15 protein-coding genes and 1 tRNA gene are annotated in these 15,530 nt (G+C 67.6%); 12 read left to right on the top strand and 4 right to left on the bottom strand.

From position 1 onward, the window contains the following. The first annotated feature begins 86 nt into the window (after positions 1 to 86). Positions 87 to 770: a GntR family transcriptional regulator gene (locus AC3FJ6_RS11660; RefSeq protein WP_488772367.1), complete on the top strand. Its 684-nt coding sequence runs from the start codon at positions 87 to 89 to the stop codon at positions 768 to 770. A gap of 19 nt (positions 771 to 789) precedes the next feature. Here AC3FJ6_RS11660 and AC3FJ6_RS11655 read toward each other — a convergent pair whose 3' ends face one another. After that, positions 790 to 1,251, bottom strand: coding sequence for a (2Fe-2S)-binding protein (locus tag AC3FJ6_RS11655; RefSeq protein ID WP_487522286.1), 462 nt, complete (start codon positions 1,249 to 1,251; stop codon positions 790 to 792). After that, positions 1,218 to 3,584, bottom strand: a complete 2,367-nt coding sequence (locus tag AC3FJ6_RS11650) for a xanthine dehydrogenase family protein molybdopterin-binding subunit (protein WP_488771995.1) — start codon at positions 3,582 to 3,584, stop codon at positions 1,218 to 1,220. The genes AC3FJ6_RS11655 and AC3FJ6_RS11650 overlap by 34 nt, the downstream gene beginning before the upstream one ends. A gap of 229 nt (positions 3,585 to 3,813) precedes the next feature. Between AC3FJ6_RS11650 and AC3FJ6_RS11645 the strand changes: the two genes are divergently transcribed. The 10 genes from AC3FJ6_RS11645 to AC3FJ6_RS11600 all read left to right on the top strand — a co-directional run bounded on the left by AC3FJ6_RS11645 (position 3,814) and on the right by AC3FJ6_RS11600 (position 13,835). Continuing rightward, positions 3,814 to 6,171 (top strand): hypothetical protein, encoded by a 2,358-nt coding sequence (locus AC3FJ6_RS11645; RefSeq protein WP_488771994.1) that lies wholly within the window; start codon positions 3,814 to 3,816, stop codon positions 6,169 to 6,171. 6 nt (positions 6,172 to 6,177) lie between these two features. Beyond that, positions 6,178 to 7,143, top strand: a complete 966-nt coding sequence (locus AC3FJ6_RS11640) for an NAD(P)/FAD-dependent oxidoreductase (protein ID WP_488771993.1) — start codon at positions 6,178 to 6,180, stop codon at positions 7,141 to 7,143. A gap of 162 nt (positions 7,144 to 7,305) precedes the next feature. Then, on the top strand, positions 7,306 to 8,124 hold the full coding sequence (locus AC3FJ6_RS11635) for a class I SAM-dependent methyltransferase (RefSeq protein ID WP_488771992.1): 819 nt from the start codon (positions 7,306 to 7,308) through the stop codon (positions 8,122 to 8,124). 179 nt (positions 8,125 to 8,303) lie between these two features. After that, a complete protein-coding gene (locus AC3FJ6_RS11630) occupies positions 8,304 to 8,696 on the top strand; it encodes a hypothetical protein (protein ID WP_488771991.1) in 393 nt (130 codons plus the stop codon). Between the two features lie 136 nt (positions 8,697 to 8,832). Next, a complete protein-coding gene (locus AC3FJ6_RS11625) occupies positions 8,833 to 9,537 on the top strand; it encodes a cysteine hydrolase family protein (RefSeq protein WP_488771990.1) in 705 nt (234 codons plus the stop codon). 54 nt (positions 9,538 to 9,591) lie between these two features. Then, positions 9,592 to 10,482 (top strand): LysR family transcriptional regulator, encoded by an 891-nt coding sequence (locus AC3FJ6_RS11620; RefSeq protein WP_488771989.1) that lies wholly within the window; start codon positions 9,592 to 9,594, stop codon positions 10,480 to 10,482. A 200-nt stretch (positions 10,483 to 10,682) separates the two neighbouring features. Continuing rightward, positions 10,683 to 11,021: a hypothetical protein gene (locus AC3FJ6_RS11615; protein WP_153945944.1), complete on the top strand. Its 339-nt coding sequence runs from the start codon at positions 10,683 to 10,685 to the stop codon at positions 11,019 to 11,021. Between the two features lie 268 nt (positions 11,022 to 11,289). After that, positions 11,290 to 11,583 carry a GYD domain-containing protein gene (locus AC3FJ6_RS11610; RefSeq protein ID WP_153945945.1) on the top strand — a complete coding sequence of 98 codons (294 nt, stop codon included), beginning with the start codon at positions 11,290 to 11,292 and terminating at the stop codon, positions 11,581 to 11,583. 282 nt (positions 11,584 to 11,865) lie between these two features. After that, positions 11,866 to 12,171 carry a DUF485 domain-containing protein gene (locus AC3FJ6_RS11605; RefSeq protein ID WP_153945946.1) on the top strand — a complete coding sequence of 102 codons (306 nt, stop codon included), beginning with the start codon at positions 11,866 to 11,868 and terminating at the stop codon, positions 12,169 to 12,171. Beyond that, a complete protein-coding gene (locus AC3FJ6_RS11600; protein WP_488771988.1) occupies positions 12,168 to 13,835 on the top strand; it encodes a cation acetate symporter in 1,668 nt (555 codons plus the stop codon). The genes AC3FJ6_RS11605 and AC3FJ6_RS11600 overlap by 4 nt, the downstream gene beginning before the upstream one ends. Before the next feature lie 86 nt (positions 13,836 to 13,921). Here AC3FJ6_RS11600 and AC3FJ6_RS11595 read toward each other — a convergent pair whose 3' ends face one another. Both AC3FJ6_RS11595 and AC3FJ6_RS11590 read right to left on the bottom strand, forming a co-directional pair. Then, the gene (locus tag AC3FJ6_RS11595; protein WP_488771986.1) at positions 13,922 to 14,254 is read right to left on the bottom strand and encodes a DUF2322 family protein; all 333 of its coding nucleotides are present in this window, start codon (positions 14,252 to 14,254) and stop codon (positions 13,922 to 13,924) included. Between the two features lie 74 nt (positions 14,255 to 14,328). After that, positions 14,329 to 14,405, bottom strand: a tRNA-Val gene (locus AC3FJ6_RS11590). Between the two features lie 242 nt (positions 14,406 to 14,647). Here AC3FJ6_RS11590 and AC3FJ6_RS11585 point away from each other — a divergent pair. After that, positions 14,648 to 15,526 (top strand): c-type cytochrome, encoded by an 879-nt coding sequence (locus tag AC3FJ6_RS11585; RefSeq protein ID WP_488771985.1) that lies wholly within the window; start codon positions 14,648 to 14,650, stop codon positions 15,524 to 15,526. Positions 15,527 to 15,530: the final 4 nt, after the last annotated feature.

Raw genomic sequence — 15,530 nt, 5'->3', positions numbered from 1 at the left:
AATCTTCGGACTGGTGCAGATTCCCTATTCTGGTGACGTTCGTGACACAAGTGCTTCCTAAAACCGCCCGCCTGCGCACACTGGGCATGTCGGCCGAAATCGCGGCGCGGCTGCGCACGATGATCCAGGAGGGCGAGTTGCCGCCCGGCGTGCGCATCGACGAGAAGGCCTTCTGCGACGCGTTCGACGTATCGAAGACGCCGTTGCGCGAGGCGCTCAAGGTGCTGGTGTCCGAAGGGCTGGTGCTCCATCGCCAGTACATCGGCTATCGCGTGGCACCGCTCGACCTTGACGAACTGCGCGCCACCTTCGAGACGCTGCACGGGCTTGAGGCCCACGCGGGCGATCTGGCCGCGCAACGGCTCGACGATGCGGCGCTGGCGAAGATCGAACGCAAGCATCGAGCCATGGTCGACGCCCACGATGCCGGGCGCCGCACCGACTACTTCCGCATCAACCAGGAAATCCACCAGATGATTGTCGACAGCGCCGACAACGCCGTGCTGTCGGGCATCTATGCCACGCTGATGAGCAAGGTGCATCGTGCGCGCGGCGCGGCGAATGCCGACCTGATGCGCTGGCAGGAATCGCACGAGGAACACGAGGCCATCATGACCGCGCTGCACGAACCGGGGCGTCCGCGCCTGGCGGGCATCCTGCGCGAGCATTCGGAAAACACGGCCCGGGAAGTGCTGCGTGTGGTGGAACTGACGCTGGCCGAATCCGCCGAGCCGGCAGCCCGCGTGGCCAACGCGCGGCGCGGCCGCTGACGCTTCCGGCGCCAGCCGCTCAGCCGCGCCGGCACATGGCGGCTGCCTTGTGGATGGCCTTGCGGATGCGCGGAAACGTGCCACAGCGGCAGACGATGCCTCGCATCGCCATATCGATCTGCAGGTCTGTCGGCACCGGGCAGCGGGCCAGCAGCGCCGCGGCCGCCACCAGCTGACCGCTCTGGCAGTAGCCGCACTGCACCACATCGAATTCGATCCACGCCGCGCGCAGGGCCTGCGCGACCGGGCCTTGCAGGCCTTCGACCGTGGTGATGCGCGCACCGCGCAGATCCTTCAGCAGCAGCTGGCATGCCGGCGTGGCACGGTTGTCGAGCAAGACCGTGCACGCGCCGCACACGCCGATGCCGCACCCGAACTTGGTGCCGGTCAGGCGCTGCTCGCAGCGCAGCGCCCAGAGCAGCGGCGTGTCGGTGGCGGATTTCAGGTCTACGGTCTTGCCGTTGAGACGGACTGACACCATGGGTCGTTGCCCTCCGGTACGGCAGGTGTCGCCTGTAGCGGCAGCCTGCGGTGGCGCTGCCCGGTCAGCGCGAACAAGGCGTTGGCCACGGCGGGCGCGATGGGCGGGGTGGCGGATTCCCCCACGCCTTCTGGCGCCGCGTCGCTGTCCAGCACATAGGTCTCGATGACGGGACAGGTCTCCATGTCGATGATCGGGAAGTCGGGAAAGTAGTGCTGTTGCACCTGCCCGTTGCGCAACGTGATGGCCTGTTGCAGCGCGGCCGACAGCCCGAACACGATGCCGCTTTCCATCTGTTGCTCCACCAGGTTCGGATTGATGGGGCGGCCGCAGTCGATCACGCAGACCACCCGCGTCACGCGGAAATCACGCTCGGCCGGCGCGCCCTGTCGCTCGACCTCCGCCACCTCGGCCACCTGGGCTACCACGCTGCCGAACGATTCGTGCATCGCCATGCCGCGTGCGAAGGTCACGCCATCGCGGTCCGTCCATTGCGCGGGTCCGCGCCATGCGGCGCGCTCGCGCAGCGTCTCCAGCACGCGTACGTGGCGCCGGTGCGCCGGCTGCGTGAGCAGTGCCAGCCGGAATGCGATCGGGTCCTTGCCAGCCGCCGCCGCCATCTCGTCGAGAAAGCACTCGACGAAGAACGCCTGGTGCGAATGGCCGACGGAGCGCCAGTAGCCGACGGGCACGGGCAGTTCGACGCGATGGTGGTGCACCCGCATGTTGGGGCACGCGTAGGGCTGGTCGAACGCGCCCTCGGCCATGGTGGCATCGGGCAGCAACCGGGTCAGGAAGCGCGGCTTGCCGAACGCGCGCGGCAGCGCCTGTTCGGCGATCGACTGGCTGGCCGTGACGCTTTCCCACCCCACAAGCCGCCCATCGGCGTCCAGCGTGCCGCGGCAGACCGCCATGCAGGCGGGCCGGTAGAAATCATGCGTCATATCCTGCGGGCGCGACCAGATGGTCTGCACCGGGTTGGGCGAAGCGTGCCGTGCGATGGCGGCGGCCTGCACGATGAAGTCGATTTCGAGCCGTCGCCCGAACGCGCCGCCCAGCAGTAGCTGGTGGAGCTGCACGTCATCGACGCTCAGGCCCAGCATGTTTGCCACCGCCTTGCGCGCGGCCATCGGCACCTGTGTGGACACCCACACCTGGGCCTTGCCGCCGTCCACCTGCACCGTGCAGTTGACCGGCTCCAGCGCGCCATGCGCGAGGTAGGGCACCTCGTAGCGCATTTCCAGCACCTTGCCGCGCTTGAGCGCCGCTTCGGCGTCGCCGGTACGATAGAACGTGTGGCCGCCGCTGCCGGATTCCAGCGCACGGGTCAGCGCCGCGCGCACGTCTTCGGTGTTCAGACCCGCGGCCGGCCCGTGATCCCATTCGACCGGCAATTCGCACAGCGCGCGCATGGCGAGGAACGGATTCTCGGCGATCGCTGCCACGCCCCCCGTGCCGCCGTGGTAGGCATCGATCGGATAGAACCCCTTTACGCCGATCTTGTGCATCACCCTGTTCACGTCGAACTTGCGCACGGTGCCGCCGAGGGTCGGGCACATCAGCACGCTCGCATAGAGCAGGTGGTCGGGCAACGCGTCGATGCCGAAGCGCGCGGTGCCATCGAGCCTGGCCTTTGCCTCGATACGGCCCAGGCGCTTGCCGATCAGCGTGAACGTCTTCGGGTCCTTAAGCGTGAGATGGGCGGGATGGGGCACGTCGCGCGCGTCCGTGGCCAGTTCGCCAAAGCTGGCCGAACGCCCCGATGCCGCGTGGAACACGCGTCCGGAGCGGGCCTGGCACTGTTCCGCGGGCACATCCCAGCGGCGCGCGGCCGCGCCGCACAACATGGCGCGCGCGGAGGCGCCTGCTTCGCGCATCGGCTGCCACAGGTCCACGATGCTGGTCGATCCGCCGGTCACCATCGACCCCAGCAGGCGCGCGCCGCGCCGGGCCAGGTATTCGCTGATATGGGCCAGCGCGCCGTCGTCGTCGGGACGGAACGGCAGGCTGCGCGGCAGGTTTTCGTGATTGACGTAGAGCGGTGCGATGGCGGACTGCTCCACGCGCACCTGCGACCAGTCGGCATCGAGTTCCTCGGCCAGCAGCATGGCGGCGCCGGTATGCACGCCCTGGCCCATTTCGGCCTTGCTCATGACGATGGTCACGTGGTTGTCGGCGCCGATCACGACCCAGCCGTTCAGGCGCGCATCGCCGGTGGTGGCGGGCGGCGGCAGGTCGGCGTCGAGACGGTCCTCGGGCCGCAGCAACGTCCATCCCACCACCAGCGCGCCCGCCGCCGCACCGCCGAGTAGAAAGGTTCTGCGCGTCAGCATGACATGGCCCCTGGTCGCAAACGCAAGCGCAAGCCCGATTCTCTTGCTGCTGCGATCACCTATATTAGTCAATGTCGCCCGCCATCGCGAGGCGGCAACGGTACGTCTAGGCCTAAAGGCCAACGCGTACCCGCCAGACATCAATGCGATGGAATACGGATGGAAATCCGATGAAAGCGCGCGCCCCGCGCATGCGGGCACGCCGCCAGCTGTCGGGGGGAGGTGCGCGATGCCCGTCGAAGCGATGCATGCCTGGGTGCTGCGATTGTCGGCGCCGTGGAAACAGGCGCTGCTGCGGCATGGCCTGGACCTGTCCATGGTCCGATCGGCCGACGACACCGCCGACATCCTCGAACGTCCGCTGCGGATCGACTGGTCGGACCCGCGCGTGGCCGAACTTAGCCGTGCCACGCAGCGTGCCGTGGAGCCGGGGGACCCCGCGCGCAGCCTGCTCTATCACATGCTGGCGCTGGCGGAGTGCCCGACGCTGGATATGGGAGTCGAGCTGGCCGACCTGGACCTGCTGGAAAACTACATCTATTCGCGCGCGCCGTTGCCCGGCGACTGGGCATCGCTCGATATCGCGGTGCTGGCCTGCCAATATCGGCCGGCACGCCGCACCGGGCACCAGCAGCACGCAGACCTGGTCTTCTCGCGGCTCGGCATCGCGCGCAACGGCGACACCGAATCGAGCTACGACCCCCGCACGCGCAGCCACGTGCCGACCGTGGCGGGGCACCCGGACCACGTACGCGTGCTGCCCGCCCACTACGCGGCATTCCTGGTGCGCAGGACGCGCGGTGCCGGCGCGCTGAGCCTGGTCGAAGGCGAACGCGAGGGCGACGCAGCGCGCGAGTTCCTGGTGCCCGTGCGCAAGCTGTTTGCCAGCGGTTGCGTGCCGGGGCAGGACCTGACGCTGGAATTTGGCCACCATCACGTTGGCGACAAGCTGCGCCGCGCCGTGCAGGCGCGCTGGGGCGTGAAGCCGGAGCCCAAAGCCGTGCTGGCCGATCCGCCGTATTCGCAGTCGTGGCGCTTCCCGGATGCCGCGCAGAGCGCCGCGCCGGAGCCGGGCTCCACGGCACCGCCGATCGCGCTGGTGCGCAAGGGCGATTCCGTGTGGTTGATGCCGGGGGCGTTGCCGTTGATCGAGCCCCTGACGCCTGAGCATTTCAGGATTCGGGGCTTCCGCGTGCCGGCGCAATGGCGCGTGGTGCCGGTGGTCAACCGGCGCTTCACCACCCAGCGCATTTTCTCGGACCTGTTCAAGCTGTTCCTGGAGGGCATCAACGCGTTGCGCGAGCGATATATCCCGCATTTCGCCCCGGCGTTCCTGCGCTATCCGGAGCCTCGCAACGCCCCCGAGTACATCAATATCCGACACCGCTGGCAAGACGACGGGGCCACCTATCGCGACATGTGCGCGGAGCCGTCGGACCGCGACCAGTTCCTGGCCGAAGTCAAGCAGGGCGGCTATCACGCACAGCTGTTCCTGGACCACTGCGCGGAAGGGGCGGTCAGCGTGCGCGTGGCGCAATGGCCGCGCCGCCATGTGTTTCCGGCCTATTCCGTGGTGGCCGCGCCCGATTTCTATCCCTACGCCGACCAGGCGGAGTTGCAACGGTGGTTCCGCGAGCAGAACATCGACCCGAAGTCGCAATTTCGCAGCGGATCGCCGCTGTCGCTCAGTGCGGAACGGCTGCCCGCCAATCCCATGCACCGGGACCCGTTCAGCGGGGCGCGGGCGTTTGCGCCCGGCGAGACCACCATGCCGGTGTCGTTCAGCCTGGCGCCACGCGGGCAGGCACCGCAGGCAGACGGCATGCATGTGCCGCGCATGGTGTCGTTCCTGTCCGATGCATCGTCCAGCGTGTTCGCGCCGGGCTGGGATGTGACCTATGCCGGCGGATGGGGTGGCATCTATCTGGCCACGTTCGGGCTGGGCAGCCCGTTTGCGGAGGACATCAAGCTGTGCGCGGCGTCGAACAGCTTCTGGCCGGCGCTAAGCCCGGATGCGTCGCGCACGTTCCGTCGCGCCGATGCCCCCACGGCGCTGCCGATGCTCGATGACGAACTGGGCTATCACCCGTCGCATCCGCTGGCGCATGGCGGGGCGGCACGGCCGGGCTGGGACGGGGAGTACGGCCCGTACCTGACCCCGGCGGGCGAGGTGGACTACGCCGACATCCATCGTTCGGATTACGTGGCCAATGCGTTGCGTGGCCAGATGCTGTTCGGTGCGTTCGAGCATGTCGACTCGGCCGAGCTGATTCGCCGGATCAGTGCGCTGCGCCACGCGGTGGCGGCGTGCGACAACGGGCAGGTGCCGTCGCACACGCGGTTGTGGCTGGTGTCGGCGCGCAGGCTGGACGCCGCTCCCGCACTTGCCCACGATGGCGCCGCCGATATCGTCTATCGCTTCGTGTTCGTGCTTCCCGCCGATGCCAGCGCCGTGCCCCGCCAGCATGAACCCGGGCGGCTGCGCGTGCCGTATGCCGAGGCGCTGCAATGCGATGCCACCCCGGCGGGCCTGATCGGCGCGGTGCGGCGCCGGCCGCCGGGCCCGCAAGCACTGGCGCTGTACTGACCAATCATGCGCAATGGTGGCGTGCTGGTGATCGGCGACGGTCCCGCGGGATGCGCGGCGGCCATTGCGGCGGCCCGAGCCGGCTACCCGGCGACGATGGTGGGCGCCGGCCGTACGCGGGCGGTGCCGGAATGCGCGTCCGAAGGGGCGTTGCGGCTCCTGGATGCGATCTCACCTGCATTGGCTGCCCGGTCCGACATCTGGCTCGACCATGCAGGGCACGAAACTACCGTTCCTGCACAGCGAGGCCGTGCCGTCGATCGTGCGCAGCTCGATCGCGGTCTGCGCGAGGCGGCGGTGCGTGCCGGAACTGACTACCAGGTCATGCCCGCGGCCATGTTGCGGCCGGTTGTGGCCGGCCATCGCGTGAGGGGTGTGGAAGGCATGTCCGGCCGAGGCCTTGCTGCCGGCGCATACGTCGTGATCGACGCGTCCGGCGTGAACGGCTGGCTGCGCCGCTGCCTGGGCCTGCCGGAAGGCATCGACTCGCGGGCCTGGTGGCTGCAGCGCGGCTTTGGTGTGCTGGTTGCGGAGCAGGCCAGCGCACCGGGTACGCAATTCGTGATTGGCCCCGGCGGATGGCTGTGGCGGCACGCCACCCCGCAGGGCTGCATCTGGACGGCGCTGTGCGGCACGCGCGACGCCAGCGTGGCATGGCCTCCCGGCATGCGGCCCGTTGGCCGGATCTGGCGCGAGTGCCGCCGTTGGCGGCATCTGCGGCAGGCCGCAGGCGCGGGGTACTTCGTTTGCGGCGATGCCGCCGGCTATCTCGATCCGGCTACCGGCGACGGCCTGCGCTTTGCGCTGGAATCGGGTGCCCGTGCCGGCGCGCTGGCCGCCGATGTGGTGCGCTGGCCGCAGCGGAGCAGCCTGGTGGCCGCGTTGTACGCGGACTGGGTGTTGCAGACCTACCGCGCCAGTCGCGCCGCACTGAGCGACGTGTACGCCCGCGCGCATCTGGCTGTGCGGTGACCGCCCGGTCCCCCGGGTGTCTTGTCCGTCGCGCGGGGCTTCGGTCCCATTGCCCGCCACTGTCCCATGCACTACAAAACCAGAACCCGCAACGCGGGTGCCGTGTGCCGACGGTATCGGCACGGGCAACGATCCAACGACATGGCAACAAGGGGGCACCCGATGAATCCGAACAAGGCGCTGTGGGAAAAGGGCGACTTCACGCGGCTGGCGGCGACCATGCGCGAGAGTGGCGACGAACTGGTGGCGCGGCTGGGCGTCGCGCCCGGCATGAAGGTGCTGGACCTGGCTTGCGGGGACGGCACCACCGCACTGCCCGAAGCGAAGCGCGGGGCCGACGTCCTGGGCGTCGATATCGCCAGCAACCTGGTGGCCGCCGGCAACCGGCGCGCGCAGGAAGCGGGGCTCGGGAACCTGCGCTTCCAGGAGGGCGATGCCTGCGCGCTGACGGACCTGCCGGATCACACCTTCGACCTGGTCGTCAGCATGTTCGGCGCCATGTTCGCGCCCAAGCCGGCGGAGGTGGCCAGCGAGATGGTGCGCGTGGCCAAGCCCGGCGGGCGCATCGTGATGGGCAACTGGATTCCGAACGATCCCACGCTGGTCGCGCAGGTGCTGAAGATCAGCATGGCCTATTCGCCGCCACCGCCGGAAGGGTTTATCAGCCCGATGCTGTGGGGCCACGAGATCATCGTGACCGAGCGATTCGGCGCCGCAGGCGTGCCGCCGGAGAACATCGGCTTTGACCGCGACACCTATGTCTTCTGGTACGCCGGCAAGCCCTCTGACTTCCTGGCGACGTTCCGTGATTTCTACGGCCCGACCATGAACGCGTTTGCCGCCGCAGAGGCGAACGGCAAGCGCGACGATCTACAGCGCGAACTCGAGGCGCTGTTCAACGCGCAAAACCGGAGTGGCAAGCCCGACGTCACCGAGATTCCGGCGACCTACCTGCGCGTGACGGTCATGACGCCGCCCTGATCGTGCCGCCGCACGCGACCCACGCCAGGTGGCGGCCGATGCACGCGCGCGCAAATACCGCGCATGAATGTCGGCCGCAAGCCTCGTTAATGACAGTTGCAAAACGGAACACTTTGTCAGGTGCCTCGACGCTACAGTGGGCGTTCCCAAGTCTGTAGGCTTTTTCTGGAGGTACACGAATGAAGCAACATCTGGCGAAATCCCTGTTGATGGCTGGCGCACTGATCGCGTCGTACCCACTGCTCGCGCAGCAGTTGGCCCCAGCCCAGCAGGCCCAGCCGATGCCCGCCACCCAGGCAGCGCCGGGCGCGCCTGTTGCCCCTGCCGCGTCCACGGGCTACGCAGCGCCGGCCGCACCGGCCGCACCCGTTGGCGTCGCGCAGCAGCAGCCCGCCGCCAATCCCTACGCCCAGGGTTCGATGGAAACCGTGCAGATGGGCGTGCCGCCGGCGCCGGGTGTCGCGACCATGGCACCTGCGCCGGGCGCCGTCGACCCCGCCAGCATGAGCCTGCCGCCGGACGCCCTCGGCAGTCGCCTGGGCCGACGCAACGTCTACCTCGACGGCGCCTGACCTGATCGACGCCGGTGCCACCGGCGTGGCACCGCGCACCTGTGCATGCGCCGCACAAATGCTGTGCGGCGCATGGCGTTGAACAGGCCACCCGTGCAAACCTAGACTGGCGCCTCGATTCATTGAGGAGCCTGTCATGACCCTGACCCTGTTGCGTTGCTTCCGCCTGGCCACCGTGAGCCTGTCGCTTGCGGCATCTGCCGGCGGTGCCGTCCACGCGGCGCCCGACAACGCCCACCCGGGCATCCGTGCGATGCTGGGTGCCAAGCCTGTCGAGCATCTCGATCCGCGCAGCACGGCGCTGGTCGTCATCGACTTCCAGAAGGAGTACTTCTCCGGCCGGATGCCGATTCCCGATGGCCAGCGCGCGATGGAAAACGCGCAGCGCCTGCTTGCGTTTGCCGATCGCCACCGTATTCCCGTCTTCCAGATCCAGCACATCGCGCCGGCCGGCGCCGCCGTCTTTGCCGAGGATGGCCAGACGGTGGACTTCCAGCCCGGCATGGCGCCGCGCCAGCAGGACGTCGTGCTGCGCAAGGAAACCGTGAGCGTGTTTGCCAGCACGGACCTGGAGCGCCGCCTCAAGGCAATGGGCATCAAAACCATCGTGCTGGCGGGCCTGATGACCCATGCCTGCGTGGCAGGCGCTGCGCGCGACGCGGTGCCGCTCGGGTTTCACGTTGTGGTAGCATCCGACGCCTCGGCCACGCGCGCCATCACGCGCGCCGATGGCCGTACGATCGGCAAGGATGCGCTGCATGATGCCGCGCTTGCGGAGATCGAAGACACCTTCGGCGATGTAATGACCACTGCAGCCATCACGCATCTGCCGCTGCGCTGACACTATCCTGGAACGCCCCGTGGGGCGTTTCTGCTTTTGGGGGACGGCATTTTCATGGACCAGCTGCTTGCCATGCGTGTCTTTCGCGCCATCGTCGAGGCCAGGGGATTCTCGGCGGCGGCGGAGCGGCTCGACCTGTCCCACTCCACCGTGTCCCGGCAGCTCAAGCAACTGGAAGCCAGCATGGGCGTGCAGCTGCTGAACCGCAACACGCGGCGCTTCGCGTTGACGGACGCCGGCGAACGCTACCACCGCCACTGCGCCGATATCCTCACGCGCATCGACGCCATGAACATGGCGATGACGGGTGAAGGCGCGCAACTGTGCGGGCCGCTGCGCGTGACGGTGCCGCTGGCCATCGGCACGCTCGAACTGCAGGACTGGCTGCCTGCGTTTCGTGCGCGCTATCCGGAGATCCGGCTGGAACTGTCGTGCAGTGACCAGTTTGTCGACCTGGTGGCCGAGCGTTTCGACATGGCGCTGCGCATCTGCAGCGCACCGCTCGCCGACAGCAGTCTGATGGCCAGGCGTCTGGCCAGGTCCGATACGGTCCTGGTGGCGTCACCGGCCTACCTGGCCACAGCGGGCCTGCCGGTGAACGCCAGCGATCTGGCCCGCCACCGGTTGCTGGCATTCGCCGCAGCGCCCGACACCTGGCAACTGACCGATGCCAAAGGCCAGACCGAACGGGTGGCCGTGCGCGGCGCGCTGGCTGCAGATGCGATCACCGCGCTGTATGCGGCGGCGCTGGCCGGCGCCGGCATCGCGGCCTTCACCGAGCGCACGGCGCGCAGCGAACTGGCGCGTGGCGGTCTGGTGCGTGTGCTGCCGCAGTACCACGCGGGGGCCAGCCACTACTACGCGCTCTATCCGCAGACCCGGCACCTGACGCCCCGTGCGCGCGCCTTCATCGATTTCATGGCGGAGCACTACGGCGCGCAGTGATGCACGCGACGCATGGCGGCACGGCGACCGGCATCGATGCGCGGTGCATCGCCCCGGTGCAGGTGTCTGTCCGATGCGAGGGCGGGCGTGAAAAATCCGCCTGGTGCGCCTGAAGCGCCTAAAGTAGTGAAAGTCCCGGCGCCGGAAGCGGCGTGGGCACGGTCTTTGCGCGATACGGCCAGAGTTGGCCCACCCTCATCATGCAAGAGCTTGCCTTTCGCACCCTGCTGTATCGGTACTTCTTTTTCGACTGGATGTTCGCGGACGCCAGCCGGGGGGACCTGATCGCGCGCACGGCGGCCTGGCGCTTCAACCAGGCCCGCGCGCACTGGCTGCTGACCTATATGCGGCGGTGGCTGTGGTGTGGCGTGCTGCTGTACGGGCTGGGCGGTGCCGTAGAGGTGCTGATGCGCGCGCCGGTGCTGTCGGCGTGCTTCTATGTGCCGGGCGCGCTCAGCGTCCCGGTCAATATCGTGATTGGCGTGATATGGCTAGGGCTCAAGGCGTGTCCGGGTCCGGTGCGCACGCCGTCACGCTGACTGTTTCAGGCTTGCAACGGCCTGGGCGCGAATCATCCGCGTAATGGATGGCCGCTGCCCGCCAGCCTGCATGGTGCGGCCAGTGGCTCGCTCCTTGCATCGATGCGAAGTTGCTCACACTCCCCGGCGTGTCGCCTGCAAGGTGTACGCGTCCACGATCCGGTTTTGCCAGGACGGTGCGTTGCGCGCACCTGTCGGGTCACGCTCCGAAGCCATGAGCCGTTGTCAGCGCGCTGACGACGCTGTCCCATCCTGTCGGAGATTTGCCATGACCCGATACATCGTGCTCGCAAGCTTTACAGACCAGGGCATACGCACTGTCAAGGACACCACCAAACGCGCCGCGGCCGTGCGCGAAATGGCGCCGCAGTTCGGCGTGAAGGTGACCGACGTGTTCTGGACGCTCGGAAAATATGACGTGATCCTGACGCTGGAAGCGCAGGACGACGCCTCCGTGACGGCCTTTGGTCTGTCGATCGGCTCGCAGGGGAATGTTCACACGCAGACACTGCGCGCCTTCACCGAAGACGAGATGAAGGCGATCCTCGGCAAGATGCGCTGAACGGCGCTTGCCACGCCGCGCGCGTCGCACCCGCGAACGGGTCGACGCGCGCGGCGCCCCCCGGCGCAGATTCCCTGCGGCCATCCGGATGACGCGACCTCCCTGGACCTCGACGGACTTACGCACAGGCTAGGCGTTTACCCCCGCATCGCCAGGCGCACCGTGTAAGAACCGGGTAAGGGGCGCGCATTACCTTGTCACCACGCCATGCGGAGGAAACCCGCACGGCAAACGCAAAACTATGTGGCAAGCACGTGCAGCAGCGATGCGCAGGAGACAAGCATGCAAGAGGATGTGATCGAGAAACTGAAGGCCAGCCGGCAGTATCAGGAACTGGTGCGTCGGCGCGGCCGGCTTGGCTGGCTGCTGACGGCCGTGATGCTGGTGGTGTACTACGGCTACGTGCTGCTGATTGCCTTCGACAAGGAGCTGTTGGCAACGCGCGTGGGACAGGGCGTCATGACCTGGGGCATGCCGATCGGGCTGTTCGTGATTCTCTTTACCGTCGTGATTACCGGCCTGTACGTGCGCCATGCCAACCGCGTCTATGACGACCTGACCGATCGCATCAAGCAGGAGGTGGCATGATGACCCGTCACGCATTTGGCGCCGCCGCGCTCGGCGCGGCACTGCTGCTGTCCGCCAACGCCTTCGCCGCCGGTGGCGATCTGGGCCAGGCCGTGAAGCAGGCCACCAACTGGACGGCCATCGGCATGTTCGTGGTGTTTGTCATCGGCACGCTGTTCATTACCAAGTGGGCGGCCAAGAAAACCAAGTCCGCCGCCACGTTCTACACGGGCGGCGGCATCACGGGCTTCCAGAATGGCCTGGCGATTGCCGGCGACTTCATGTCGGCCGCGTCGTTCCTGGGCATTTCCGCAGCGGTGTACACCAATGGCTACGACGGGCTGATCTATTCGATCGGCTTCCTGGTCGGCTGGCCGATCATCACATTCCTGCTGGCCGAACGGCTGCGCAATCTCGGCCGCTTCACCTTTGCCGATGTGGCGGCGTACCGCTTCAAGCAGGCGCCCATCCGTGCCTTCGCGGCGTCGGGCACGCTGGTGGTGGTGGCGTTCTACCTGATCGCGCAGATGGTGGGCGCGGGGCAACTGATCAAGCTGCTGTTCGGTCTGGAATACTGGGTGGCCGTGGTCATCGTGGGCGCGCTGATGATGATCTACGTGCTGTTCGGCGGCATGACCGCCACCACGTGGGTGCAGATCATCAAGGCCTGCCTGCTGCTGGGCGGTGCGTCGTTCATGGCCTTCATGGTGCTGGCGCAGTATCACTTCAGCCCGGAGCAGCTGTTCGCCAAGGCCGTGGAAGTGCATGCGAAGAAGGACTCGATCATGAGCCCCGGCAACTTCATCAAGGACCCGATCTCGGCCATCTCGTTCGGCATCGCGCTGATGTTCGGTACCGCCGGGCTGCCGCACATCCTGATGCGCTTCTTCACCGTGCCGAACGCCAAGGAAGCCCGCAAGTCGGTGTTCTGGGCCACCACCTGGATCGGCTACTTCTACATCCTGACGTTCATTATCGGCTTTGGCGCGATCGTGCTGGTCGGCACCAACGCCAGCTTCCAGGACGGTAGCGGCAAGCTGCTGGGTGGCGTGAACATGGCTGCCGTTCACCTGGCCAGCGCAGTGGGCGGCAATGTGTTCCTGGGCTTTATCTCGGCGGTAGCCTTCGCGACGATCCTGGCCGTGGTGGCGGGCCTGACACTGGCCGGTGCGTCGGCGGTGTCGCACGACCTGTACCAGACGGTGTTCAGGCACGGCAAGGCCACCAGTGCCGAGGAACTGCGTGTGTCGAAGCTCACGACCATCGTGCTGGGCTTCATCGCCGTGGTGCTGGGCATCGTGTTCGAGAAGCAGAACATCGCGTTCATGGTGTCGCTGGCGTTCGCGGTGGCGGCATCGGCCAACTTCCCGGTGCTGTTCCTGTCGGTGCTGTGGAAGGGTTGCACCACGCGGGGCGCGATGGTTGGCGGCTTCCTGGGGCTGGTGTCGGCGGTGGTGCTGACCGTGCTGTCCCAGGCGGTCTGGGTCGATGTGTTCCACTTCAAGAACGCGCCGTTCCCCTACACGTCGCCGGCGCTGTTCTCGATGACGATCGGTTTCGTCGGCATCTGGCTGTTCTCGGTGACCGACAAGTCACGGCGCGCCCTGCTGGACAAGGCTGGTTTCGAGGCGCAGGAACTGCGCTCCGAGACGGGCATCGGCGCGGGCGAAGCGACCGCGCACTAGGATCTCGCCACTCCGTAGTAGTAGAACGGCCCCTCGCAAGGGGCCGTTCGTCTTTTTCTGCGTCGCGCGGCGGACGGCAGGCCGCTTTAGGCGCGGGCGACGACTTCGATCCGCAGGGCTTCGCCGCCGCTGGCGACGGCCAGCAGGCGGTCCACGTTCGGGTGTGCGCCCGGCCGGTTGCGCGCATCGGCGGTGTGTTCGGCAAAGACGGCCAGGCCATGCTCGGCGGCCTGGGCATCGAGCTTGCCGAAGACCTGCTGGAGGTAGTGGTACACGGCCAGCGAGCCTTGCTTGCCCGGTACGTTCTCGATGCTGGCCACCACGGTGCCCCCGGTGTCGACCAGGTCGATGCGGGCGATGCCGTCGATGGCGGGCAATTGGGCGAGGTTGTCCTTGAATACCGGGCTTGGCTGGATCATGAAAGGGTTCCGTTCGGTCTGGAATGCAAAAACGGACGGTGCCGAGGGGCGACCGTCCGTTCCTGTTTGTGCGTTGGTAGGCTCGATTGGACTCGAACCAACGACCCCCACCATGTCAAGGTGGTGCTCTAACCAGCTGAGCTACGAGCCTAGCGAAGGCGCGAATTCTATAGACGACTTTGGCAAAGCGCAAGCATTTCTTTTGCAAAACCTTTGCTGGGGGGCGGCGCGCCACATGCCGACCGCCAGCCAGCATCCCCCGAAGCATGCGTCATGCGGGCGGACAGGTGTGTTGGGGGACAGGGAAGATTGCAGCCTGTCATGGGCATCGTTTAGGGTTACGGCCAGGGCGCCCGCCTCGATAACACCCCAGCGCCCGCACGAGGAGAGAACATGACCCCCTGGCTCACCCGCGCCGCCGCAGCCATCGGCTGCACGCTGGCCCTGATCGGCGCCGCCCCCGCGCACGCCGAGGACGCCGCCAAGCTGACCATCACCGCTGGCGACCAGCAGAAGATCCTGACCCGCGATGCGCTGCTGAAAGACCGGCGCCTGGCCAGCGTCACCGTCGATGACGACAACTACAAGCGCCGCATGACGTTCAAGGCCATCCCGATGGCGGCGCTGCTGGCAGGCCTGCCGGCAACGCCGGACGGCAGCGCCACCACGGCCGCCACCGATGGCTATGTCTCGCATTTGCCGCTGGGCCTGCTGCTGGCCGACCGCCCCGACGGCCCGCGTGCGTGGCTGGCGGTGGAAAACCCGGCAAAGCCGTGGCCGAAGCTGAAAGGGCAGGACATCGGCCCGTTCCGGCTGATCTGGACCGTGCCGAAGTCGGCCAGGCAGCCCGAGGCGCCGGTGCGGATCACCGAAAGCCTGTGGACCTGGGCGATTGCACGCATTGATCTGGGCGGCGCCGCCGCCGAGCGTTTTGCGGCGATCCGCCCGGCCGAAGGCGAGCCCGCCGACGGCCCGGTCATGCGCGGCTTTGCGGCGTTCCAGCGCGTCTGCTTCTCGTGCCATTCGATGAACCGCGCCGGCGACGCCAACCTGGGGCCGGACCTGAACGTGCCCTACAACCCGGTGGAATACCTGGGCGACGACAAGCTGTCGAAGCTGATCCGCGACCCGCAGGCGCTGCGCTGGTGGCCGGGCTCGAAGATGTCGTCGATCGACCAGAAAACGCTGTCCGACGCCGAGCTCAAGGATCTGCTGGCCTACCTGCACCACATGGCAGGGCGCAAGGCGGACGCCCCGGCGCCCAAGCCCTGAAGCG

Source organism: Cupriavidus sp. 94F1, assembly GCF_057798875.1.
This window is presented reverse-complemented; position numbering and strand designations above follow the sequence as displayed.

Excerpts from the sequence above, each read along its gene's own strand:
- AC3FJ6_RS11660 (WP_488772367.1), top strand. The coding sequence starts at position 87 with ATGTCGGCCGAAATCGCGGCGCGGCTGCGCACGATGATCCAGGAGGGC.
- AC3FJ6_RS11655 (WP_487522286.1), bottom strand. The coding sequence starts at position 1,251 with ATGGTGTCAGTCCGTCTCAACGGCAAGACCGTAGACCTGAAATCCGCC.
- AC3FJ6_RS11650 (WP_488771995.1), bottom strand. The coding sequence starts at position 3,584 with ATGCTGACGCGCAGAACCTTTCTACTCGGCGGTGCGGCGGCGGGCGCG.
- AC3FJ6_RS11645 (WP_488771994.1), top strand. The coding sequence starts at position 3,814 with ATGCCCGTCGAAGCGATGCATGCCTGGGTGCTGCGATTGTCGGCGCCG.
- AC3FJ6_RS11640 (WP_488771993.1), top strand. The coding sequence starts at position 6,178 with ATGCGCAATGGTGGCGTGCTGGTGATCGGCGACGGTCCCGCGGGATGC.
- AC3FJ6_RS11635 (WP_488771992.1), top strand. The coding sequence starts at position 7,306 with ATGAATCCGAACAAGGCGCTGTGGGAAAAGGGCGACTTCACGCGGCTG.
- AC3FJ6_RS11630 (WP_488771991.1), top strand. The coding sequence starts at position 8,304 with ATGAAGCAACATCTGGCGAAATCCCTGTTGATGGCTGGCGCACTGATC.
- AC3FJ6_RS11625 (WP_488771990.1), top strand. The coding sequence starts at position 8,833 with ATGACCCTGACCCTGTTGCGTTGCTTCCGCCTGGCCACCGTGAGCCTG.
- AC3FJ6_RS11620 (WP_488771989.1), top strand. The coding sequence starts at position 9,592 with ATGGACCAGCTGCTTGCCATGCGTGTCTTTCGCGCCATCGTCGAGGCC.
- AC3FJ6_RS11615 (WP_153945944.1), top strand. The coding sequence starts at position 10,683 with ATGCAAGAGCTTGCCTTTCGCACCCTGCTGTATCGGTACTTCTTTTTC.
- AC3FJ6_RS11610 (WP_153945945.1), top strand. The coding sequence starts at position 11,290 with ATGACCCGATACATCGTGCTCGCAAGCTTTACAGACCAGGGCATACGC.
- AC3FJ6_RS11605 (WP_153945946.1), top strand. The coding sequence starts at position 11,866 with ATGCAAGAGGATGTGATCGAGAAACTGAAGGCCAGCCGGCAGTATCAG.
- AC3FJ6_RS11600 (WP_488771988.1), top strand. The coding sequence starts at position 12,168 with ATGATGACCCGTCACGCATTTGGCGCCGCCGCGCTCGGCGCGGCACTG.
- AC3FJ6_RS11595 (WP_488771986.1), bottom strand. The coding sequence starts at position 14,254 with ATGATCCAGCCAAGCCCGGTATTCAAGGACAACCTCGCCCAATTGCCC.
- AC3FJ6_RS11585 (WP_488771985.1), top strand. The coding sequence starts at position 14,648 with ATGACCCCCTGGCTCACCCGCGCCGCCGCAGCCATCGGCTGCACGCTG.